The following is a 21,395-nucleotide window of genomic DNA, read 5'->3' on the forward strand; positions in this document are numbered from 1 at the left end:
TCTTTCGTACTGCATATGGTGGGTCGTGTAGGATTCGAACCTACGACCAATTGGTTAAAAGCCAACTGCTCTACCAACTGAGCTAACGACCCGTTGGATGGCGCGTATATTACTGATTTCTCAGAAGAATTCAACACCCCATCGCAAGTTTTTTTCAAAAATACCGAGTGGGGTCCTCTACACCGGCGGCCTTGAAGCCATCAGCGCGCAGGCGGCAGCTGTCGCACTTGCCGCAGGCACGCCCGGCATCATCGGCCTGGTAGCAGGAAACGGTCAGGCTGTAGTCCACGCCACGGGCGATCCCGGCCTGGACGATCTGCGCCTTGCTCAGGTTCTGCAGCGGCGCCTGGATACGGAAGCCCTGCCCTTCCACGCCAGCCTTGGTAGCCAGGTTGGCCATGCGCTCGAAGGCCTCGACGAATTCCGGGCGGCAGTCAGGGTAGCCGGAGTAATCCACGGCGTTGACACCAATGAAGATGTCACGGGCTTCGAGCACCTCCGCCCAGCCCAGGGCCAGAGACAGGAACACGGTGTTGCGAGCCGGCACGTAGGTGACCGGAATCCCCTCGCTCGGCGCCTCGGGCACATCGATGCTGCTGTCGGTCAGGGCCGAGCCACCGATGCCATCGAGGTTCAGGCCGATCACCTTGTGCTCGACCACGCCCAGGTCACGGGCCACCCGCGCCGCGGCGTTGAGCTCGGCGCGATGGCGCTGGCCGTAGTCGAAGCTCATGGTGTAGCACTGGTAGCCGTCGGCCTTGGCCATGGCTACCACGGTGGCCGAATCCAGGCCACCGGACAGCAGGATTACCGCGCGTTTGTCAGTCATGTCTTTCTCCTCAACGTCCGGGTTCGTCGTTCCACAGCAGCTTGTGCAGCTGCAGCTGGAAGCGAACGGGCAGGTTGTCGGCGACGATCCAGTCGGCCAGATCGGTGGCGCTCACCTGATGGTGGCTGGGCGAAAACAGCACTTCACCGGCGCGCTCGGCCAGGTTGTACTGGATCAGCTTGGAAACCGCCCAATCGTAGTCCTCGCGGGAACAGATGACGAATTTGACCTGATCGTTACCGGTCAGCAGCTCGATATTCTCGTAGCGATTGCGGTGAGACTCCTCGGAGCCCGGGGTCTTGAGGTCGACCACGCGGCTGACCCGGGTGTCGACGCCACTGATGTCGAGAGCGCCACTGGTTTCCAGCGACACGTCGTAACCGGCATCGCACAGGCGTTGCAGCAGAGGCAGCGCGTTGGGCTGGGCCAGAGGCTCGCCACCAGTCACGCAGACGTAGCGCGGCTTGAAGCCGGCCACCTGTTCAACAATGGAGTCGAGGGTGCGGATAGTGCCGCCACTGAAGGCATAGGCACTGTCGCAGTACTGGCAGCGCAGGGGGCAACCGGTCAGGCGCACGAAAACCGTGGGCAGCCCGGCCGTTCGCGTTTCACCCTGCAACGAGTAAAACACTTCGGTGATGCGTAATGTGTCTTGCATGATCGCCACGGGCGTGACAGCTGAACAGGCTGTCCGCCTCCGTCAGGCACTGTCGCGGACTCGACAAAGCGTTATCCGCGGCAGCGTGTTTACGAAAAAAGGGCCGTGATTCTAACGAAAAAACCCGCGACAAGCGCGGGTTTCTTCTTCAACGGGTCGTTCAGAGCTTTTGCAGGTCGCGTTGCGCCAGCTGCGCGGCGGAAGTGCCGGGGTACTGGGTGATGACCTGCTGCAGGATACCCTTGACCTTGTCGGTGTGGCCCATGCGGCGCTCGACATCGGCCAGCTTGTACAGCGAATCCGGCACCTTGCTGTGTTTCGGGTACTTCTGACCGACCTCGGCGAACGCCTGGCTGGCGCCTTGCAGGTCGCCCTTGGCCAGGTTGACCTCGCCGAGCCAGTACTGGGCATTGCCGGCGTACTGGCTGTTGGGGTACTTGCGCAGGAAGGCGTTGAAGGCCTGGCTGGCCTTGTCGAAGTCCTTCTGCTTGATCAGGTCGAAAGCGGCGTCGTAATACAGCTTCTCTTTCGCCGGATCGCCCGGCTCGCTGCTCGCGGCCGGTGGCTGCGCGGCATTGGCGCCGGCGGCCGCACCCGTGGCTGCGCTGTTTGCGCCACCGGTGGAAGAATTGTCTGGAGTCGCGGCAGGCGCGGCACCGCTGCTGATGCGGCGGTCGAGATCCTGGTAGCGCTCGAGGTTTTCCTGCTTCATGCGCGACACATCGTTCTGCAGCTCTTCGATGATGCCTTGCTGGCGGGAAATCTGGTCCTGCATCTGCTGCAGCTGCATGAACAGCTGGCCATTTGCAGAAGCAGGGGCCGAAGCCCCTGCTCCGGCATAGGCGCCGCTCGTGCCATAACCCGCGGGCGGATAGCCACCCGCGTTGTCATCTACTACGGGAACCGCAGCCCACGCCGAAAGGGGCAGGCTGAGTGCGAGGACGGTTACAGCACGACGGCACATACGCATAGGAACTTACTTACGCAGTTCTACGCGACGGTTCTGAGCCCAGGACTGCTCGTCGTTGCCGGTGGCAACTGGACGCTCTTCGCCGTAGGAAACCAGTTCCAGCTGAGCAGGGGAAACGCCCTGCAGAACCAGGTAGCGCTGAACGGCCTTGGCACGACGCTCACCCAGAGCCATGTTGTACTCGCGGGTGCCGCGCTCGTCGGTGTTGCCTTCCAGGACAACGCGGTTGCCGTTGGACTTCAGGTCCTTGGCGTGAACGTCCAGAGCGCGCATGGCTTCTGGCTTCAGGTCCGAGCTGTCGTATTCGAAGTAGAAGGTGGTGATTGCGCGCAGGGCGGCTTCTTCGCTCAGGGAACCGTCAACAGCGCCAGTGTTGGCACCGTAGCCAGCGTTCGGATCAACAGCGCCTTCACCAGCGTTGTCGCCGCCTTTCGAGGAGCAACCTACAGCTACAGCCATGGCCAGAGCCAGCGCAGCGAATTTACCAAACTTCAGCATTTCCATCGTGAAACTCCTAATGAAACCCCAGTGTGTTAAGCAAAACGTGTTACGCCGCAATCAGTTCAGGTAAGGGGACCAGGACGGTTCTCTGACTTCGCCTTGAGCGGTAGGAAGTGGGAGCCTCACGCGGCCGTTAAGCGACACGAGCATCAAGACTCCCCGGCCCTGCTGGCGGGTGGCGTAGATTAGCATGGTGCCGTTTGGCGCAACAGTGGGAGACTCATCAAGACTGGTCTCGGAGAGAATCTTTACACTTCCACGTTGCAGGTCCTGCGCGGCCACCTTGAAGTTGGTGAAACCCTGCTGGCGATGGATCATCACCAGGGTCTTTTCATCCGCCGACAGTTTCGGGTTGGCGTTGTAGTTGCCCACGAACGTCACGCGCTCGGCACCACCGCCACCGACCGACTGTTTGTAGATCTGCGGCTTGCCGCCACGGTCGGAGGTGAAGTACAGGGTGTTGCCATCCTTGCCCCAGAACGGCTCGGTATTGATACCGGGGCCGGCGGTGACACGGGTGATCTGGCGCGAAGCCACGTTCATTACATAGATGTCCGGGTTGCCGTCTTTCGACAGCACGAACGCCAGGCGCGAACCGTCAGGCGACCAGGCAGGCGCGCCGTTCAGGCCTTCGAAGTTGGTGATCTGCTCGCGGCGACCGGTATCGATGTGCTGGATGAAGATGCGTGGGCGCTTCTGCTCGAACGAGACATAGGCGATACGCTTGCCATCCGGCGCGAAACGCGGAGACAGGATCGGTTCACGCGACTGCAGCAGGGTCACTGCACGGGCACCGTCATAGTCCGAACGCTGCAGGGTGTAACGGGTGTTGTTGGTCGAGAAGCGCTCGGCGGTCACGTACAGCATGCGGGTGGAGAACGCACCCTTGATGCCGGTGAGCTTCTCGAACGACTGGTCGGCGATGTAGTGCGACATGTCGCGCAGTTGATCGACGCCGCCGGCCACGCTGCCGGTCAACACCTGCTGCTCGGTGGCGACGTTGAACAGGGCGTACTGCACCTGCAGGCGACCACCGGCCGGCACGATGCTGCCGACCATGACGTACTGGGCGCCCAGCGCTTTCCAGTCACGGAAGATCACTTCGCTGGCCTGGCTTGGCTGGCTGATCATGTTCTGCCGCGGGATCGGCGCGTAGTAGCCGGAGTTGCGCAGGTCGTTGCCGATGATATCGGCCATGTCTTCCGGCAGCACGCTGCCGCCCTGGACACCGAACGGCACTACCGCAATGGGAGTTGCCCGGTCGCTACCGCTGGTGACCAGGATGTTCTTTTCCTCTGCCATCGCCATGCCTGCCACGCAGCAGAGCAAGACCAGGAGTCCTCTCAGACGTTTAATCACAACGCTAGATCCTCAGGTGTAAATGTCATCTTGAATGAACGATACGGATTGAACTCGTTCGGCTTCAAGCCCTGCATTTCGGTCAACCGACCAATGTTCTTCACCGCGGCCACGGCCGAGCTGTCGAACGGACCGTCGCCACTGGACTTGGCCACACTCACGTTGGTGAGGGTGCCGTCCGGCAGCATGTTGATCTGCAGAACTACCGTCATGCCCTTGCGCGCGGATGGCGGACGCGCCCAACCTTCGGCCGCGCGCATGCGGATCAGGTCGTCGAAGTCGCCGGCCACCTGGTCACCCTGCTCGTCGGCCAGCGCCTGCTGCCGTTCGGTGGTGTCGGACAACAGCTCGGCGAGTGCCTGGGCCTTCTTGTCTTCCGCCGCCTTGCGGGCCGCTTCCTGTGCCTTTTTCTTCTGGGCGTCTGCCGCGGCCTTTTTCTTGGCCTCTTCAGCTGCCTTCTTCTTCGCATCCTCGGCCGCCGCTTTCTTCTTGGCGTCCTCGGCTGCTTTTTTCTTCGCGTCTTCGGCTGCTTTCTTCTTCGCCTCTTCCGCGGCCTGTTTCTTGGCTTCTTCCTCGGCCTTCTTCTTGGCCTCGTCCTCAGCCTTCTTCTTGGCGATGTCGGCCTGCTGCTTCTCGGCGGCCTTTTTCGCTTCCTCGGCTTTCTTGGCCTCGGCGGCTTTCTTCTGCTCGGCGGCCTTGGCGGCGTCTTCGGCTTTCTTCGCCTCGGCGGCTTCGCGAGCCTCCTCGGCCTTTTGAGCGGCGTCGGCTTTCTTTTGTTCCGCGGCCTTCACGGCCTCCTGCTCGACCTTCTTCTGCTCCAGCTGTTCGACCTCGGTCTGGCGCGAGGCGGTCTTCTTCGCCTCCCCGGCAATCTTCTGATTGGTCTGGGTGGTCGCCTGGCTCTTGGACTTGAGCTGATACAGCGTGGCCTGGACGATAGGCTTGGAGGGCGGCAGCTCGGGCGTCATGGCGAAGCTGACGAACAGCATGCCGAACACCAGCACGTGCAGCGCAATGGCCCAGACACTGGGCCAGAAGTAGCTTTCCGAGGCGGATGGCTCTCGCTGTTGCATCAGGGCGCCTCGGTAATCAGGCCAACGTTACCGACACCGGCCTTCTGCAACCCGCCCATGGCGCCCATCACCGCACCGTAGTCGACAGCCTTGTCGCCACGGATGAAGACCTGGGTCTGCTTGCCCTGGTCACGACCGGCGGCGATGATCTTGGTCACCGCGCTGGTCATTTCCGGCAAGGTCATGGCCTTGTCCATCTGCTTGTCGGTGTCGACTTCGCTGCCGAGGTTCCAGTAGTAGGTCTTGTCGGCCTTGATCGAGATGGTCAGGACCTGGACGTTGTTGTCCTGCGGCAGGGCTTCGCTGGAAACCTTGGGCAGGTCCACCTTCACGCCCTGGTTGAGCATCGGGGCGGTCACCATGAAGATAACCAGTAGCACCAGCATCACGTCGATGTAGGGCACCACGTTCATCTCGGCGACCGGCTTGCGTTTGTGGCGAACTCGGGCCATGGGTTTCTACCTGATCACTCTTCGCTGGTGTGTACTTTGCGGTGCAGGATCGCCTGGAACTCGTCGGCGAACGTGTAGTAGCGCCCGATCAGCACTTCACTGCGCGCAGCAAAACGGTTGTAGGCGATAACAGCCGGGATCGCGGCGAACAGGCCGATCGCAGTGGCGATCAGGGCTTCGGCAATGCCCGGGGCCACGGTGGCCAGGGTGGCTTGCTGGGCGCTGGCCAGGCCACGGAAGGAGTTCATGATGCCCCATACGGTACCGAACAGACCGATGTACGGGCTGGTGGAACCGACAGTGGCCAGGAACGGCAGGCTCTGCTCGAGCTTTTCTTCCTCGCGGGAGATGGCCACGCGCATGGCACGCCCTACCCCTTCCATGACCGCGTCCGGATCGACACCTGGTTGCTGGCGCAGGCGCGAGAATTCCTTGAAGCCGGCACGGAAGACCTGCTCGACACCCGAGTCCGGGTCCGGGTTGCTGCCCGCCTGGCGGTACAGCTTGGACAGGTCGATGCCCGACCAGAAGCGCTCTTCGAAAGCGTCCAGTGCACGACGACCGGCGCGCAGCATGGTGCTGCGCTGGAAGATCATGATCCAAGAGGTCACCGAGGCTGCCACGAGGGTCAGCATTACCAGCTGAACCACGACACTGGCATTGGCGACCAGGCTCCACATGGAGGTATGGTCGACGACGTTTGCTTCCACGCTTATTCTCCTGCGTTCGATTGAGTACCCGTGCCGTCCGCCAGGAAGGCGTCGCGCAGTTCTGGGGGAATGGCCCGGGGTTTGAAAGTGTCGGCGCGCACGGCGGCCACCAGGAACTGCCCCTCGCAGAGCAGCACTTCATCCTTTGCTCGCCACACCTGCTGCACGAAGCGCAGGCTGGCACGGTTCAATTCAAGTACTTGCGCGGTTACCCGCAGCTCGTCGTCCAGGCGGGCCGGCGCGTGATAGCGCGCCTCGCTGGAATGGACCACGAACAACAAATTGTCCTGCGCCAGCTGGGCCTGGGAGAACCCCAGGTGACGCAGCCGCTCGGTGCGCGCGCGCTCCATGAATTTGAGGTAGTTGACGTAATACACCACGCCACCGGCGTCGGTGTCCTCGTAATAGACGCGACAGCGGTGTGCGAACGGTTCCAGCCCATTTTGCGCGCGCATACTCTAGTGCTTACTCCTGTGCTTGCCAATCCGCTGCGGCAACTGTTTTTGCATCGATAATGTCGTATTGCCAGCGAGCCCAGGGCATGCCAGCGGTAGGACCACGAAAATGCCGATTCGATCTGTCATTCGTCGTCTTGCGCGGCATATTCCCCGCCCTCGCAGAAACGCCCGGGAATGTTCAGGCCGAAATGCAGGTAGGCGTGCCGGGTGACCACACGGCCCCGCGGGGTACGCATGATATAGCCCTGCTGGATGAGATAGGGCTCGAGCACATCCTCGATGGTGTGGCGCTCCTCGCCGATCGCCGCGGCAATATTGTCGAGCCCCACCGGACCACCGTCGAACTTCTCGATCATGGTCAGCAGCAGACGCCGGTCGGAGTGATCGAAGCCACGCTCGTCGACATCCAGCAGGTTCAGCGCCATGTCCGCGACCGCCTTGGTGATCTCGCCCTTGCCGCGCACCTCGGCAAAGTCGCGCACCCGTCGCAGCAGGCGATTGGCGATCCGCGGGGTGCCACGCGCCCGGCGGGCGATCTCGAATGCGCCCTTGTCGTCCATGGGCAAGCCGAGGATGCCGGCCGAACGGCTGACGATGGTCGCCAGGTCCCTGTCGCTGTAGAACTCCAGGCGCTGGACGATACCGAAGCGATCACGCAGCGGGTTGGTCAGCATGCCGGCGCGCGTAGTGGCGCCGACCAGGGTGAACGGCGGCAGGTCGAGCTTGATCGAGCGCGCGGCTGGGCCCTCGCCGATCATGATGTCCAGCTGGAAATCCTCCATCGCCGGATAGAGTACTTCCTCGACCACCGGTGACAAACGGTGGATCTCGTCGATGAACAGCACGTCATGCGGCTCGAGATTGGTCAGCATCGCCGCCAGATCGCCCGGCCGTTCGAGAATCGGGCCGGACGTGCTCTTGACCGACACGCCCATCTCGTGAGCGATGATGTTGGCCAACGTGGTCTTGCCCAGGCCCGGCGGACCGAAGATCAGGGTGTGATCGAGCGACTCGCTGCGCCCGCGCGCGGCCTGGATGAACAGCGACATCTGCTCGCGCACCACCGGCTGGCCGATGTACTCGTCCAGGCTCAGCGGGCGGATTGCACGATCCTGGACCTCTTCGCGGTCGCGTCCGGAGGCGGCGATCAGGCGGTCGGTCTCGATCACTTGGTAATCATCCCTTTGAGGCTGCGACGGATCAGTTCCTCACTGCTGAGGTTGGCCTTGCCCTCGATGGCGGCGATCGCCTTGCTGGCTTCCTGCGGCTTGTAGCCCAGCGACACCAGGGCGCTGACCGCGTCGGCCTCGGCGTTGGAGGCACTGGCCACCGGCGCCGGCCCGTCGGACACCAGGGCGAACATGGCCGGCGAGGTTTCCCAGGCCTTGAAGCGGTCCTTGAGCTCGACCAGCAGGCGCTCGGCGGTCTTCTTGCCGACACCGGGCACACGCACAAGAGCGGAGGCATCCTGGGCCTGGACGCAACGCACCAGCTCATCGGCCTCGAGCCCCGACATCAGCGCCAGCGCCAGTTTCGGGCCAACGCCATTGAGGCGGATCAACTCACGGAACAGCTCGCGCTCGCGTTTTTCGAAGAAGCCGTACAGCAGATGGGCGTCTTCACGCACCACCAGATGAGTGTGCAGGGTGACGGTCTCGCCCAGCTTGGGCAGACGGTACAGCGTGGTCATCGGCACTTCGAGCTCATAGCCCAGGCCGTTGACGTCGATAATCAGGTGCGGCGGCTGTTTTTCCGCCAGGGTGCCACGCAAACGTCCAATCACGTTCCGATCCTTCCTCTCGGGTGCCGGTCGAAAACCGGTCCACCCTATCAGCAAATGCGCCGGGAGAGTGCTTCACCCGGACAAAATGTGTATCACCGCATGAAGCGGTTACAGACGCAAGCGTCCGCCACGGCGCCGGGCTGTCGCCAACCCGTGGGGGATGAGGCTGGAGCGGGTATGGGCATGGCACAAGGCGATGGCCAGGGCGTCGGAGGCGTCGATCTGCGGTTTCTGGGTCAGCTTGAGCAGGTGCATGACCATCATCATCACCTGCTCCTTGTTGGCGCCGCCGGTGCCGGCCACGGCCTGCTTGACCTGGCTGGCGGTGTATTCGGCGATCTCAAGGCCCGCCTCGGCCGCGGCGACTATGGCCGCCCCCCGGGCCTGGCCAAGCTTGAGCGCCGAATCGGCGTTGCGCGCCATGAACACCCGCTCGATGCCCATGGTCACCGGCTCATGCTGGCGGATGATCTCGCTGACACCGCGAAAGACGATCTGCAGACGCTCGTGCAGCTCACCGCCGCCAGTGCGTATACAGCCCGACGCCACGTACTCGCAGCCACGGGCAGTCTGGCGGACCACACCAAAACCGGTGATGCGCGAGCCGGGGTCGATACCAAGAATGAGAGTCATAGCGCCTACAAAGGTGTGCGAATTTGCCGGCCTTATCGCGGGACAAGCCCGCTCCCACAAAGACTACACCGCAATCTGGCGCAGGCCTTGTGGGAGCGGGCTTGCCCCGCGCTACAGCCGATAGCCGAAACGATCAGCCCAGCGTTTCCATGATCTCATCGGAGATCTGTGCGTTGGAGTAGACGTTCTGCACGTCATCCAGGTCCTCGAGCATGTCGATCAGCTTGAGCACCTTCTCCGCGCCGTCCTGGTCCAGCTCGGCGCTGGTGGTCGGCTGCATCACGATCTCGGCGTCGGACGCCTTGAAGCCGGCCTCTTCCAGGGCGTTACGCACGGCATAGAAGCTGTTGAACGAGGTGAACACGTCAAAGGAGCCGTCGTCGTTGACCACCACATCGTCGGCATCGGCCTCCATTGCGGCTTCCATCAGCGCATCCTCGTCCACGTTCAGCTCGGCAGCGAAGCTGATCTGCCCCTTGCGCTCGAACAGATAGGCCACCGAGCCGTCGGTGCCCAGGTTGCCACCGCACTTGGTGAAGGCATGCCGCACGGCCGCGGCAGTACGGTTACGGTTGTCGGTCATGGCTTCGACCATGATCGCCACGCCGCCCGGGCCGTAACCCTCGTAGCTGAGCTCTTCGACGTTGTCGCTTTCGTTGGTGCCGGCACCGCGGGCCACGGCGCGATCGATGATGTCGCGGCTCATGTTGGCACCCAGGGCCTTGTCCAGCGCCAGGCGCAGGCGCGGGTTGGACGCCGGATCACCACCACCTTGCTTGGCAGCGACGGTCAGTTCGCGGATCCACTTGGTGAAGATCTTGCCTCTCTTGGCATCCTGGCGTTCTTTGCGGTGCTTGATGTTCGCCCACTTGGAATGACCGGCCATAACGACTCCAAATCCTTGAAACAGAAACAGGTTCCGCCCCGAAGGGCGGAACGCATGAATACGTGGGCGCAGCCAGTGCGCCCGGGGTCGAGGTTACTCGACCTTGGTCTGCTCGCGCAGACGGATGTGCAGCTCGCGCAGGGCCTTGGCGTCGACCATGCCCGGGGCCTGGGTCATGACGCACGCGGCGCTCTGGGTTTTCGGGAAGGCGATCACTTCACGGATCGACTGCGCGCCGGTCATCAGCATGACCAGGCGGTCCAGGCCGAAGGCCAGGCCACCGTGAGGCGGTGCACCGAACTTCAGGGCGTCGAGCAGGAAGCCGAACTTCTCTTCCTGCTCCGCCGCCTCGATACCCAGCAGGCGGAACACCGCCTGTTGCATTTCCTTGCGGTGGATACGGATCGAACCGCCACCCAGCTCGGTGCCGTTGAGCACCATGTCGTAGGCACGCGACAGCGCGGTGGCCGGATTGGCCTCCAGCTCCTCGGGGGTGCACTTCGGCGCGGTGAACGGGTGGTGCAGCGCGGTGAAGCTGCCGTCTTCGTTCTCTTCGAACATCGGGAAGTCGACGACCCACATCGGTGCCCACTGGCAGGTCAGCAGCTCGAAGTCATGACCCAGGCGGATACGCAGCGCGCCCAGGGCTTCGCTGACGATCTTGGCCTTGTCGGCGCCGAAGAACACGATGTCGCCATCGACTGCGCCAACGCGGTCGAGGATGGTGTTGAGGTTGGCCTCGGGGATGTTCTTGACGATCGGCGACTGCAGACCCTCGACACCCTTGGCGCGCTCGTTGACCTTGATGTAGGCCAGGCCCTTGGCACCGTAGATGCCGACGAACTTGGTGTACTCGTCGATCTTGCTGCGCGGCATGCTGGCGCCGCCCGGCAGGCGCAGGGCGGTGACGCGGCACTTCGGATCGTTGGCGGGGCCGGCGAAGACCTTGAAGTCGACATCCTTGAGCTGGTCGGCAACGTCGATCAGTTCCAGCGGGATACGCAGGTCCGGCTTGTCGGAGCCGTAGCGGCGCATGGCCTCTTCGTAGGTCATGTGCGGGAAATCACCGAACTCCAGGTCCAGGACTTCCTTGAACAGCTTGCGGATCATGCTCTCGGTGAGGCCCATGATCTCGGACTCGTCGAGGAAGCTGGTCTCGATGTCGATCTGGGTGAATTCCGGCTGGCGGTCGGCACGCAGGTCTTCGTCACGGAAGCACTTGGCGATCTGGTAGTAGCGGTCGAAGCCGGCGACCATAAGCAGCTGCTTGAACAGCTGTGGCGACTGCGGCAGTGCAAAGAAGCTGCCAGCGTGGGTACGGCTTGGCACCAGGTAGTCACGGGCGCCTTCCGGCGTGGCGCGGGTGAGGATCGGCGTCTCGACGTCGAGGAAGCCGTTCTCGTCGAGGAAGCGACGGATGCTGCTGGTGATGCGCGAACGCAGGCGCAGCTTGTCGGCCATTTCCGGGCGACGCAGGTCGATGAAGCGGTAGCGCAGGCGGGTTTCTTCGCCCACGTCGGAGTATTCGTTCAGCGGGAACGGCGGCGTTTCGGCCTCGTTGAGCACGGTCAGCTGGTAACCGAGGATCTCGATGGCGCCGGAGGCCATGTTGGCGTTCACCGCGCCATCCGGGCGCTTGCGTACCTTGCCGGTGATCTGCACGACGTATTCGCTGCGCACGCGGTCGGCGGCGGCGAAGGTTTCGGCGCGATCCGGATCGAACACGACCTGGGCCATGCCTTCGCGGTCACGGATATCGAGGAAAATCACCCCGCCGTGGTCGCGGCGACGATGGACCCAGCCGCAGAGGGTGACTTCCTGGCCGTCCAGGGACTCGTTCAGTTGGCCGCAATAATGGCTGCGCATCATGGTCGTGGTTTCGCTTCTCGTGATTCGTATGTTCGGTGGAGGTCTTGGCCGCCCAAGGGGCTAATACTGCAAGACCTGGTCGGTGCAATTCAACTCAGTCGGCCTTGTCGCCGCCTGCCAGATTCTTTTTCGCCCCGGTCTTGAAGTCGGTCTCGTACCAGCCGTTGCCGCTCAGGCGGAAGCCGGGGACCGACAGTTGCTTCTTCAATGCCGGTGCCTGGCATGCCGGGCAATCGGTCAGCGGCGCGGCACTGATCTTCTGCAACACCTCCATGCGGTGTTCGCAGGATGCACATTGATAGTCGTAAAGGGGCATGGCGTCTCTCGTCAACCACATCGCACGCTGCCCAAGGCAGCAAAGAGCGGGATTATATATGGTTAAGGAGTGCTGTGCAGCCCGGCGATCAGTGTACGTCCCGCGCCTCCTGCAACCAGGTGACGCAGATCACCCGGACCAGCCCGCTGAAATTCCTCACCCCGCCATGGCGCAGGTGCACCTCGCGGTCCACATAGGACAGCACCGCGCTCACCGAACAGCGGTTGGCCTGGGCGATGCGCTCCAGGATGCGCCAGTACACCACCTCCAGACGCAGGCAGGTGGCGAAACCGTTGAGCCGCACCGAGCGTGACACAGGCCCCGCCTGCGCCATGTCGAAGTCCCGCCTGAACGGATCGACCCGGGGGCTGCCCGCACCCTGCCTGTGCCTCGCATTGCCGTCGATACCACGCATCGGATTGTCCACCGCACCGCTCCATCATCTCGAAACCACACCCCCGCCCGCCTTGCGAACGGATCCATGTGTTTCATGAAGCGCCACCCGATCATGCCGATAGCAGCGGCAAAGCCTTCCCCGCAAACGCGCAGGCCCGATACCTGTGAAGGCATCGGGCCTGGTTTGGCGGGGTCAAACGACGGTCAAGCGGTAATCAGTTCCCGTCGAGCAAGACGCGCAGCATCCATGCCGTTTTTTCGTGCACCTGCATGCGCTGGGTCAGCAGGTCGGCGGTCGGCTCGTCGCTGACCTTGTCCACCACCGGGAAGATGCTGCGAGCGGTACGCACCACGGCCTCCTGCCCCTGCACCAGCTGGCGGATCATCTCTTCAGCAGGCGGCACGCCCTCCTCTTCCTTGATCGAAGAGTGGCGGGCATAAAAGGCATAGGAACCCGGCGCCGGGAAGCCCAGGGCACGGATACGCTCGGCGATCGAATCGACCGCCAGGGCAAGCTCGTTGTATTGCTCCTCGAACATCAGGTGCAGGGTGCGGAACGACGGACCGGTGACGTTCCAATGGAAGTTGTGGGTTTTCAGATACAACACATAGGTATCCGACAACAGGCGGGACAACCCATCGACGATGGACTTGCGATCTTCTTCACTGATACCGATATCGATTGCCATGAAGCTCCCCTTTCCATAAGGCTTGATCATCAAGCGGGCAGCAAACACTCTAACAAGAGTTGGTTACCGGCGCATGCGGCACAAGGCTGCACTGACAGCCGTCGGCGCCAATCGGTTTGAGAAGCCCCCGCCTTTGCTGTTAAATAGGCAGTGTGCCACCCGTGCGGATTGTCAGTGCCGGGTGCATAGGCTGGCCCGTCACGTTTTCGCGCCTACAGTTCACGCGCACCGTGCGACCAGCTCATCCTGTGATCGGCCTTATCAACGTGAGCCAAACCCAATGTTCAAGATCGTCCATCTGGTGACGGGCGTGGCGGCTTTGCTGCTATCGCTCATACCCACCTTGAAAACTGACGCAACACCCTTCCTGCAGCAACCCGAGGCCGTCTACCTGGCGCTGCTCGGCCTGCTCAACCTGGTGATTGCCCCGGTACTGCCACAGTACTACAAAGGCATGCGCCAACAGCTGCAACACGCCACCAGCATCCTGCTGGTCGTGGCCGTGGTCCTGCAGACCCTCACCCTGCTGGCCCGGCCGGAGCTTGGCAACCTGCCAGCACTGGCCTGCGCCTTCCTCGCCAGCGTGCTGCACCTGGTGGCCGGTTTCGTTCGCGGCACGCGAAAGGCCCGCGCCAGCCAGGGCAATCCGCAGGAGGCCGGCCTGCGCGATACCGGCACCGTGAAGTGGTTCAACACCTCCAAGGGCTTCGGGTTCATCTCCCGCGACTCCGGTGACGATATCTTCGTGCACTTTCGCGCCATCCGCGGCGAGGGCCACCGGGTGCTGGTCGAAGGCCAGCGCGTGGAGTTCTCGGTGATGCACCGCGACAAAGGCCTGCAGGCCGAAGACGTGGTCGCCGTCGCGCGCCGCTGAACCTGTGCCGCCGCCGTGCTCAATAGTGAGGCGGCGGCGCTTCTTCTTCCCCGCCGCCCTGCTGGCCAGCCATCTCCTCGTAGCGTTTGATCAGCTCCGCCATCTGCAATTGCAGGCGTTCGATCACTCGACTCTGCTCGACAATCACATCATTTAGCGCTTGCAAGCTGTCATCCTGAAACGCCTGGCGGGTCTCCAGCTCGATCATGCGCATTTCCAGTTCCTGCGACATCCTCAAGCCTCCTTGAAGCTCTCACCCAGCAGCGCACGCACTTGCTGGCGAATACCGTCGAGCTGCTCCTGGGTGTAGCCGATGGCCGCCACCTTGCCCCAGACCGGGGCGGGCCAGGCGGCATCACCACGGTGGCGCACGATCACATGCATGTGCAGCTGGCTGACCACATTGCCCAGGGCCGCGACGTTCATCTTGTCGGCGGCAAAGGCATCCTTCAACGCCTCGGCCAGGGCGCTCGTCTCGACCCACAACTGCTGCTGGTCCGCTTCCTCGAGCTCGAACACTTCAGTGATATCGGCGCGACGCGGCACCAGGATGAACCACGGGTAGTTGGCATCCTTGCTCAGCAGCAGGCGGCACAGCGGCAGGTCGCCCAATACCAGGGAATCCTCCTGCAGACGCGAATCGAGAGTGAACACGGCAAACCTCCTTACTAGCGATACAGCCCTTCCAACCGGCCGGGCACAGGGGCGCAAGGATACTCTGCTTCGGCATCTGCCACACCCGCCGACGCCGATTCGAACCATTTGTAGCACGCGAATGACAACATCGACGCCCCGCTTCGGTAACACAGCGCTACTTTTCGCACCAAAATGATGCCGCTCGTCAGACCTCCACCACACATCCGTCACATAAAACAGCCAGGATAAACAATCGTCGGTAACACCTTGACTTGGAAGGCAGCTTCACACACATACGCCAGAGATCACCGTGAACCGCCACCAAAGCGGTCGCAGCCCGTGTTTTCGGAGGTTTTCCGGCTACAGGCAGGGTCTTTGTGAAAATTTCATCAAAGGTTCGTGATTTTGAGCATGCTTGTTGCATTCGTTACTGGCCAAGTCGGCATGCTCCCTGCATTGCAGGGTGAATGCGACAAATAACAACAGCGGCATCGGATAAACCAGGGAGTTTCACAAGCCGTACTTTGTATTTATACAAACATGACGGTTTCGAGACAGCGCTGGCGTTGTACGCCTCTATAAAACGGGCGTGATTTGCGACATGGAGACAACTGACAGCGACATGGCCATAAAGTTACCGAAAGGTTGTTTCTGCCCATATCGCCAAGAATAGTCCGCGTGATATACATTTTCGCCGACATAACAAGAAAGAGCCGGCCCTATAACTAAAACACTTGGGTGCGGCGGTACTCTTCCTAAAAACCAAAGGAGCAAATCACGATGCGCGTGATGAAGTGGAGCATGATCGCCCTGGCCGTAGCGGCAGGGACTTCGCAGATGGCAGTCGCCTCTTCGCAGGATGAGTCCAAGGGCTTTGTCGAAGACAGCAAGCTCAGCGTCAAGACCCGGATGCTGTATTTCAGCCGTGACTTCCGTAATGCCCCGGCTGGCGACCAGAGCCGTGCAGAAGAAACGGGCCTGGGCTTCCATGGCACCTTCGAATCCGGCTTCACCCAAGGCACCGTCGGCGTCGGCGTCGACGCCATCGGCCTGCTGGGCGTCAAGGTCGACAGCGGCAAGGGCCGCGCCGGCACCGGCCTGTTCCCTACCGGCTCTGATGGCCGCTCGGAAGATGACTACTCCAAGGGCTACGGCGCGGTGAAATTCCGTATTTCCGACACCGTTCTGAAATACGGCGGCCAGTATACCGCCATGCCGGTCTTCGCCACCGACGACAGCCGCCTGCTGCCTGAAGTTGCCGAAGGCTTCTTGCTGACCAGCAAGGAAATCAAGGGCCTGGAGCTGAACGCCGGTCACTTCACCCGTCTCGATGCTCAGGCGGCAAGCTACAAGGACAGCATCGGCGGCCTCAACGATGAGCGCGAGAAGCGTCCGGGCCTGACCGAAGCAAACGTCTTCGGTGGCACCTACGCGATTACCGACAGCCTGAGCACCACTCTTTACTACTCGCGCGTCGAGGATCACTTCCGCAAGTGGTACGGCAACGTCAACTGGGCATTGCCAATCAGCGACAAACAAGGCCTGGTGTTCGACTTCAACATCTATGACACCAAGTCCATCGGTGAAAACCGTACCGGCGCCTTCGTGAAGAAATCGGATGGCACCAACGAGCTCGACAACATCGCCGCCAGCCTCTCGGCCGCTTACAACATCGGCGCCCACACCTTCACCCTGGCCTACCAGAAAGTCAGCGGCGACGGTGACTACGCCTACGGCGTCGACGGTGGCGGCACCGTGTTCCTGGCCAACTCCATCGCCCGTTCCGACTTCAACGCCGAGGACGAGAAATCCTGGCAGGCCCGTTACGACCTGAACTTCGCCGAGTATGGCATTCCAGGCCTGACCTTCATGACCCGTTACGCTCGTGGTACCGGCGCCACCACCCGCACCACCGACAACGGCAAGGAATGGGAACGCGACATCGACGTCAAGTACGTCCTGCAAAGCGGTCCGGCCAAGGACCTGAGCCTGCGCGTACGCCAAGCTACCTACCGCTCCGCGGACGGTGTGTACTACGGCTCCAACTCCATCGACGAACTGCGCCTGATCGTCGAGTACCCGCTGAGCATCCTGTAAACCCAGGCTTGCGACGCCCCAAGATGAAGAAGCCCGGCGATCGCCGGGCTTTTTCTTGGCTGACAGAACCGCGCCAGTGCTGCATTCTGTACGCTTTCGTTTCGCCCCCGTACAATGCGGGGTCATTTCACATTCAGGCAATCGACACGGCTCACCATGCGCACCAGTCAATATTTGCTCGCCACCCAGAAAGAAACCCCGGCCGATGCAGTGGTCATCAGCCACCAGCTCATGCTGCGCGCCGGCATGATCCGCAAGCTGGCCTCCGGCCTGTACACCTGGCTGCCGATGGGCCTGCGGGTAATGCGCAAGGTCGAAGCCGTGGTACGCGAGGAAATGACCGCCGCCGGCGCCCTCGAGGTGCTGATGCCGAGCATCCAGCCGGCTGAACTGTGGCAGGAGTCCGGCCGCTGGGAGCAGTACGGCCCCGAGCTGCTGCGCCTGAAAGACCGCCACCAGCGCGAATTCTGCGTCGGCCCGACCCACGAAGAGGTCATCACCGACCTGGCGCGCAACGAGCTGTCCAGCTACAAGCAGCTGCCGCTGAACATGTTCCAGATCCAGACCAAGTTCCGCGACGAGATCCGTCCGCGCTTCGGCCTGATGCGCGGCCGCGAGTTCATCATGAAGGACGCCTACTCCTTCCATGCCGACCAGGCTTCCCTGCAGGAAACCTACGACCGCATGCACCTGGCGTACTCCAACATCTTCACCCGCCTGGGCCTGGACTTCCGTCCGGTGCAGGCCGACACCGGCTCGATCGGTGGTAGCTACTCCCACGAGTTCCACGTGCTCGCCTCCTCCGGCGAAGACGACGTGATCTTCAGCGACAGCTCCGATTACGCCGCCAACATCGAGAAGGCCGAGGCAATCCCGCGCGAAACCGTGCGCCCGGCGCCGACCGAAGAGCTGCGCCTGGTCGATACCCCGGACGCCAAGACCATCGCGCAACTGGTGGAAAACTTCGGCCTGGCTATCGAGAAGACCGTCAAGACCCTGATCGTGCATGGCGCCGAGGAAGGCAAGCTGGTCGCGCTGATCGTCCGTGGCGACCACGAGCTCAACGAGATCAAGGCCACCAAGCTGGAGCAGGTTGCCGACCCGCTGGTGATGGCCACTGACGCCGAGCTGCGTGCCGCCATCGGCGCCGGCGCAGGCTCCCTCGGCCCGCTGAATCTGCCGCTGGAGTGCATCATCGACCGTTCGGTCGCCCTGATGAGCGACTTCGGCATCGGCGCCAACATCGACGACAAGCACTACTTCGGCGTGAACTGGGAACGCGACCTGCCGGTTCCACAGGTCGCTGACCTGCGCAACGTGGTCGAGGGCGACCCGAGCCCGGACGGCCAGGGTACCCTGGTGATCAAGCGCGGCATCGAAGTCGGCCACATCTTCCAGCTCGGCACCAAGTACAGCGAAGCGCTCAAGTGCCAGGTGCTGGGCGAGAACGGCAAGCCTGTAGTCCTGTCGATGGGCTGCTACGGTATCGGCGTGTCCCGTGTGGTCGCCGCCGCCATCGAGCAGAACCACGACGACAAGGGCATCATCTGGAATGACGCCCTGGCCCCGTTCCAGATCGCCCTGGTGCCGCTGCGCTACGAAACCGATGTAGTCCGTGAGGCGACCGACAAGCTGTACGCCGAACTGACCGCCGCAGGTTTCGAAGTCCTGCTGGACGACCGCGACAAGAAGACCAGCCCCGGCATCAAGTTCGCCGACATGGAGCTGATCGGCATCCCGCACCGCATCGTCGTCAGCGACCGCGGCTTGGCCGATGGCAACCTGGAGTACAAGCACCGCACCGAGTCGGAGGCCCAGGCACTGCCGCTCAATGAAGTGCTGACCTTCCTGCAGGCCCGCATCCGCCGCTGATAACCCGTTACGCGAGTGATCATGTCCAAGCGAAGTACCTACACCCTGGGGGGCGCCGCATTGTGCGGCGCCCTGTTCCTCGGCGGCTGCGCCAACCAGATGTCCCAGCGCAGCGACCATGAGGAGCGCGTCGAGCGCAAACTGCTCGAGCACAGTCTGCAGATCGATGTCGGCGAGCCGAAGGTGATGGAGCTTCCGCAGCGGCGCGTGCGCATTCATGAGCTCAAGCGATTCGAAGTCACCGAGTTCGAAGTGACCCGCCGCTACGACCGCTACACCCCCTACCAACCCTGGCGGGAGATCTACGAGATCCCGCTTGGCGCGGTGGCTGTGGTAGCGGGCATCGGCGCCAACGTGGCCAATGTGTTCGCCTTGGGCAACCTGCCGGACAGCGTCACCCACGACTGGCTGAGCTATGGCGTGGCGGGCGTCAACCCGTTCATGAACGTACCGTCCAACGGCCGTGCCCAGCAGAACCTGGCGGGCATCGACGAGGTCGAGAAGGGCAAGCGCGAAGAGTCCATCAGCCTGCCGTGGAACGAGCGCCTGGTCGAGGTCAAGGCGGGCAAGATGACCCACGAGCTGACCACCGACAAACATGGCGTACTGCGCCTGAACCTGCTCGACAGCCCGTTCTCCGAGCAGAACCTCAACCATATCGGCACCCTGCACCTGCAGGTAGTGGATGAGGAAAACCAGGTACGAGGCGATGCCAGCTTGCTGGTCAGCGGCAATTTGCGTGGCAAGTTGCTCGAGGCCCACGAGCTGATTTTCGATGACCTCGAGGACGACGATGTCGGCCAGTGGGTACATCGGGTCAAGCGCCTGTCGGAACTGGGCCTGGAAGAAGAGGCCAGCGAACTCGAACAGAGCCTGATCGAACTGACGCGCAACGATCCTGAGCTGCAGCAGGAGTTTCTGCAGGCACTGACCAAGGCCACCGGGCGACTGGTTGCCGATCCGGGCGTGCAGTAAAACGAGAAGGGGCCGCTTGTGCGGCCCCTTCTTCTTTATATGTCCCGAAACAACTCCAACTGCTCAAGCGCCCCACGCAGGTCCCTAAGCCTCACCCCTACCCCCAGCAACCGCACCGGCTTGCCACCCCGGGCAAACGCCTGGCTGAGCAACTGCCGGTAGCTCTCCAGGTCTCGCCCCGCCCCCGCCTGCTCCAGCGTGGTCTGGCTGAAGTCATGGAACTTGACCTTGACGAACGGCTTGTCGGGCCGATAGCTGCTATCCATGCGCGCAATCCGCTCATTCAGACTGGCGAGCAGGTCAGGCAGCTTCTCCAGGCAACTGCTCAGGTCGGGCAAGTCCTGGTCGTAGGTGTTCTCGACGCTGACCGACTGCCGCCGACTGTCGTTGTGCACCGCACGCTCGTCGATCCCTCGCGCCAGCCCCCACAAGCGCTCGCCGAAGCTGCCAAATTCGCGCACCAGCGCCAGCCTCGACCAGTCGCGCAATGACAGGCAAGTATCGATCCCCAATCGCGAAAGCTTATCCGCCGTCACCTTGCCCACGCCATGCAAGCGGGCAACCGGCAAAGCCGCGACGAATTCCTCCACTTGGTCCGGGGTAATGACGAACAACCCATTGGGCTTGCGCCAATCGCTGGCGATCTTGGCCAGGAACTTGTTCGGCGCCACGCCTGCGGACACCGTGATATGCAGTTGCTGGGCGACCCGACGACGAATGTCCTCGGCAATCCGCGTGGCGCTGCCGGCAAACCATTGGCTGTCACTGACATCCAGGTAAGCCTCGTCCAGCGACAGCGGTTCGATCAACTCGGTGTAGTCCCGGAAGATCGCGTGAATCTCGCGGGACGCCTCACGGTAAGCCTCGAAACGCGGCTTGACGATCTCCAGATCAGGGCACAGCTTCATGGCATGCCCCGACGCCATCGCCGAACGCACGCCATAGGCGCGCGCCTCATAGTTACAGGTGGCGATCACGCCGCGCTGACCTGGCTGCCCACCCACCGCCATGGGGCGACCGACCAGGCGTGGGTCATCGCGCATCTCGATGGCGGCGTAGAAGCAGTCACAATCAATGTGGATGATCTTGCGCAAGGACATGGATGACAGCCACTACTGTAAATTCATACAGATATTACCGTATGGCCAACGGACGAGACAGCCTGAACCGGACAATCGGCCTGCAAGCCCCGTCGCCACTGAGCTGCGGCGCGATCTGGCACGCTAAGGGTTTGAACGAAAAAGGTTTTTCTTGAGGAAATGCTTGACAGGCAAGGGAAAATCCGTAGAATTCGATCTCACAGGCGCGGGATGGAGCAGCCTGGTAGCTCGTCGGGCTCATAACCCGAAGGTCGTCGGT

At 62.3% G+C, this 21,395-nt stretch carries 24 protein-coding genes and 1 tRNA gene; 4 read left to right on the forward strand and 21 right to left on the reverse strand.

All coding sequences use genetic code 11. The features are described 5' to 3' along the window. Positions 1 to 16 precede the first annotated feature (16 nt). The 18 genes from ACODS9_RS19140 to ACODS9_RS19225 all read right to left on the reverse strand — a co-directional run bounded on the left by ACODS9_RS19140 (position 17) and on the right by ACODS9_RS19225 (position 13,582). Positions 17 to 92 (reverse strand) — tRNA-Lys (locus tag ACODS9_RS19140). 62 nt (positions 93 to 154) lie between these two features. After that, complete coding sequence (gene queC / locus ACODS9_RS19145) at positions 155 to 829, reverse strand: 7-cyano-7-deazaguanine synthase QueC (protein WP_367856867.1); 675 nt, start codon at positions 827 to 829, stop codon at positions 155 to 157. A gap of 10 nt (positions 830 to 839) precedes the next feature. Next, positions 840 to 1,487, reverse strand: a complete 648-nt coding sequence (queE, locus tag ACODS9_RS19150; protein ID WP_139673117.1) for a 7-carboxy-7-deazaguanine synthase QueE — start codon at positions 1,485 to 1,487, stop codon at positions 840 to 842. Positions 1,488 to 1,647: 160 nt separating this feature from the next. After that, entirely contained in the window at positions 1,648 to 2,457 is an 810-nt protein-coding gene (ybgF, locus tag ACODS9_RS19155; RefSeq protein WP_023628691.1) for a tol-pal system protein YbgF, read from the reverse strand. Positions 2,458 to 2,463: 6 nt separating this feature from the next. Further along, on the reverse strand, positions 2,464 to 2,961 hold the full coding sequence (gene pal, locus ACODS9_RS19160; RefSeq protein WP_008090230.1) for a peptidoglycan-associated lipoprotein Pal: 498 nt from the start codon (positions 2,959 to 2,961) through the stop codon (positions 2,464 to 2,466). Between the two features lie 54 nt (positions 2,962 to 3,015). Next, positions 3,016 to 4,266, reverse strand: a complete 1,251-nt coding sequence (gene tolB, locus ACODS9_RS19165) for a Tol-Pal system beta propeller repeat protein TolB (RefSeq protein ID WP_046856761.1) — start codon at positions 4,264 to 4,266, stop codon at positions 3,016 to 3,018. Between the two features lie 47 nt (positions 4,267 to 4,313). Continuing rightward, positions 4,314 to 5,390, reverse strand: a complete 1,077-nt coding sequence (tolA, locus tag ACODS9_RS19170) for a cell envelope integrity protein TolA (protein WP_046856762.1) — start codon at positions 5,388 to 5,390, stop codon at positions 4,314 to 4,316. Next, positions 5,390 to 5,842: a protein TolR gene (gene tolR / locus ACODS9_RS19175; RefSeq protein ID WP_023628694.1), complete on the reverse strand. Its 453-nt coding sequence runs from the start codon at positions 5,840 to 5,842 to the stop codon at positions 5,390 to 5,392. Before tolR ends, tolA begins: the two co-directional genes overlap by 1 nt. 14 nt (positions 5,843 to 5,856) lie before the next feature. Further along, positions 5,857 to 6,552, reverse strand: a complete 696-nt coding sequence (gene tolQ / locus ACODS9_RS19180) for a protein TolQ (RefSeq protein WP_023628695.1) — start codon at positions 6,550 to 6,552, stop codon at positions 5,857 to 5,859. A 2-nt stretch (positions 6,553 to 6,554) separates the two neighbouring features. Next, entirely contained in the window at positions 6,555 to 7,007 is a 453-nt protein-coding gene (ybgC, locus tag ACODS9_RS19185) for a tol-pal system-associated acyl-CoA thioesterase (protein WP_023628696.1), read from the reverse strand. A gap of 125 nt (positions 7,008 to 7,132) precedes the next feature. Beyond that, a complete protein-coding gene (ruvB, locus tag ACODS9_RS19190; RefSeq protein ID WP_023628697.1) occupies positions 7,133 to 8,179 on the reverse strand; it encodes a Holliday junction branch migration DNA helicase RuvB in 1,047 nt (348 codons plus the stop codon). Beyond that, positions 8,176 to 8,793 carry a Holliday junction branch migration protein RuvA gene (gene ruvA, locus ACODS9_RS19195; RefSeq protein WP_489094517.1) on the reverse strand — a complete coding sequence of 206 codons (618 nt, stop codon included), beginning with the start codon at positions 8,791 to 8,793 and terminating at the stop codon, positions 8,176 to 8,178. The genes ruvB and ruvA overlap by 4 nt, the downstream gene beginning before the upstream one ends. Before the next feature lie 108 nt (positions 8,794 to 8,901). Beyond that, on the reverse strand, positions 8,902 to 9,426 hold the full coding sequence (ruvC, locus tag ACODS9_RS19200) for a crossover junction endodeoxyribonuclease RuvC (protein WP_023628699.1): 525 nt from the start codon (positions 9,424 to 9,426) through the stop codon (positions 8,902 to 8,904). A gap of 133 nt (positions 9,427 to 9,559) precedes the next feature. Further along, entirely contained in the window at positions 9,560 to 10,312 is a 753-nt protein-coding gene (locus ACODS9_RS19205; RefSeq protein ID WP_023628700.1) for a YebC/PmpR family DNA-binding transcriptional regulator, read from the reverse strand. 93 nt (positions 10,313 to 10,405) lie between these two features. Next, positions 10,406 to 12,181, reverse strand: a complete 1,776-nt coding sequence (gene aspS, locus ACODS9_RS19210) for an aspartate--tRNA ligase (RefSeq protein ID WP_046856765.1) — start codon at positions 12,179 to 12,181, stop codon at positions 10,406 to 10,408. Positions 12,182 to 12,275: 94 nt separating this feature from the next. Next, positions 12,276 to 12,497 carry an FmdB family zinc ribbon protein gene (locus ACODS9_RS19215; RefSeq protein ID WP_046856766.1) on the reverse strand — a complete coding sequence of 74 codons (222 nt, stop codon included), beginning with the start codon at positions 12,495 to 12,497 and terminating at the stop codon, positions 12,276 to 12,278. An 88-nt stretch (positions 12,498 to 12,585) separates the two neighbouring features. Further along, complete coding sequence (locus ACODS9_RS19220) at positions 12,586 to 12,912, reverse strand: ribbon-helix-helix domain-containing protein (protein WP_476261453.1); 327 nt, start codon at positions 12,910 to 12,912, stop codon at positions 12,586 to 12,588. 196 nt (positions 12,913 to 13,108) lie between these two features. Beyond that, complete coding sequence (locus ACODS9_RS19225) at positions 13,109 to 13,582, reverse strand: Dps family protein (RefSeq protein WP_028690591.1); 474 nt, start codon at positions 13,580 to 13,582, stop codon at positions 13,109 to 13,111. 280 nt (positions 13,583 to 13,862) lie between these two features. On the opposite strand from ACODS9_RS19225, the gene ACODS9_RS19230 reads away from it, so the two are divergent. Then, a complete protein-coding gene (locus ACODS9_RS19230; protein WP_046856767.1) occupies positions 13,863 to 14,456 on the forward strand; it encodes a cold-shock protein in 594 nt (197 codons plus the stop codon). Positions 14,457 to 14,475: 19 nt separating this feature from the next. Here the strand turns inward: ACODS9_RS19230 and ACODS9_RS19235 are convergent, their stop codons facing one another. Together ACODS9_RS19235 and ACODS9_RS19240 are read right to left on the reverse strand one after the other, a co-directional pair. Beyond that, positions 14,476 to 14,688: a SlyX family protein gene (locus ACODS9_RS19235; RefSeq protein ID WP_046856768.1), complete on the reverse strand. Its 213-nt coding sequence runs from the start codon at positions 14,686 to 14,688 to the stop codon at positions 14,476 to 14,478. 2 nt (positions 14,689 to 14,690) lie between these two features. Next, positions 14,691 to 15,110, reverse strand: coding sequence for an HIT family protein (locus ACODS9_RS19240; protein WP_110697854.1), 420 nt, complete (start codon positions 15,108 to 15,110; stop codon positions 14,691 to 14,693). Positions 15,111 to 15,872: 762 nt separating this feature from the next. On the opposite strand from ACODS9_RS19240, the gene ACODS9_RS19245 reads away from it, so the two are divergent. The 3 genes from ACODS9_RS19245 to ACODS9_RS19255 all read left to right on the forward strand — a co-directional run bounded on the left by ACODS9_RS19245 (position 15,873) and on the right by ACODS9_RS19255 (position 20,036). After that, positions 15,873 to 17,189, forward strand: a complete 1,317-nt coding sequence (locus ACODS9_RS19245) for an OprD family porin (protein ID WP_401104284.1) — start codon at positions 15,873 to 15,875, stop codon at positions 17,187 to 17,189. A 156-nt stretch (positions 17,190 to 17,345) separates the two neighbouring features. Next, complete coding sequence (locus tag ACODS9_RS19250; protein WP_046856771.1) at positions 17,346 to 19,061, forward strand: proline--tRNA ligase; 1,716 nt, start codon at positions 17,346 to 17,348, stop codon at positions 19,059 to 19,061. A gap of 21 nt (positions 19,062 to 19,082) precedes the next feature. Beyond that, positions 19,083 to 20,036, forward strand: coding sequence for a hypothetical protein (locus tag ACODS9_RS19255; protein WP_401104289.1), 954 nt, complete (start codon positions 19,083 to 19,085; stop codon positions 20,034 to 20,036). A gap of 35 nt (positions 20,037 to 20,071) precedes the next feature. On the opposite strand, the gene dinB is transcribed toward ACODS9_RS19255, so the two are convergent. Next, positions 20,072 to 21,130: a DNA polymerase IV gene (dinB, locus tag ACODS9_RS19260; protein ID WP_367858966.1), complete on the reverse strand. Its 1,059-nt coding sequence runs from the start codon at positions 21,128 to 21,130 to the stop codon at positions 20,072 to 20,074. Positions 21,131 to 21,395: the final 265 nt, after the last annotated feature.

The organism is Pseudomonas sp. FG36, from assembly GCF_057809275.1.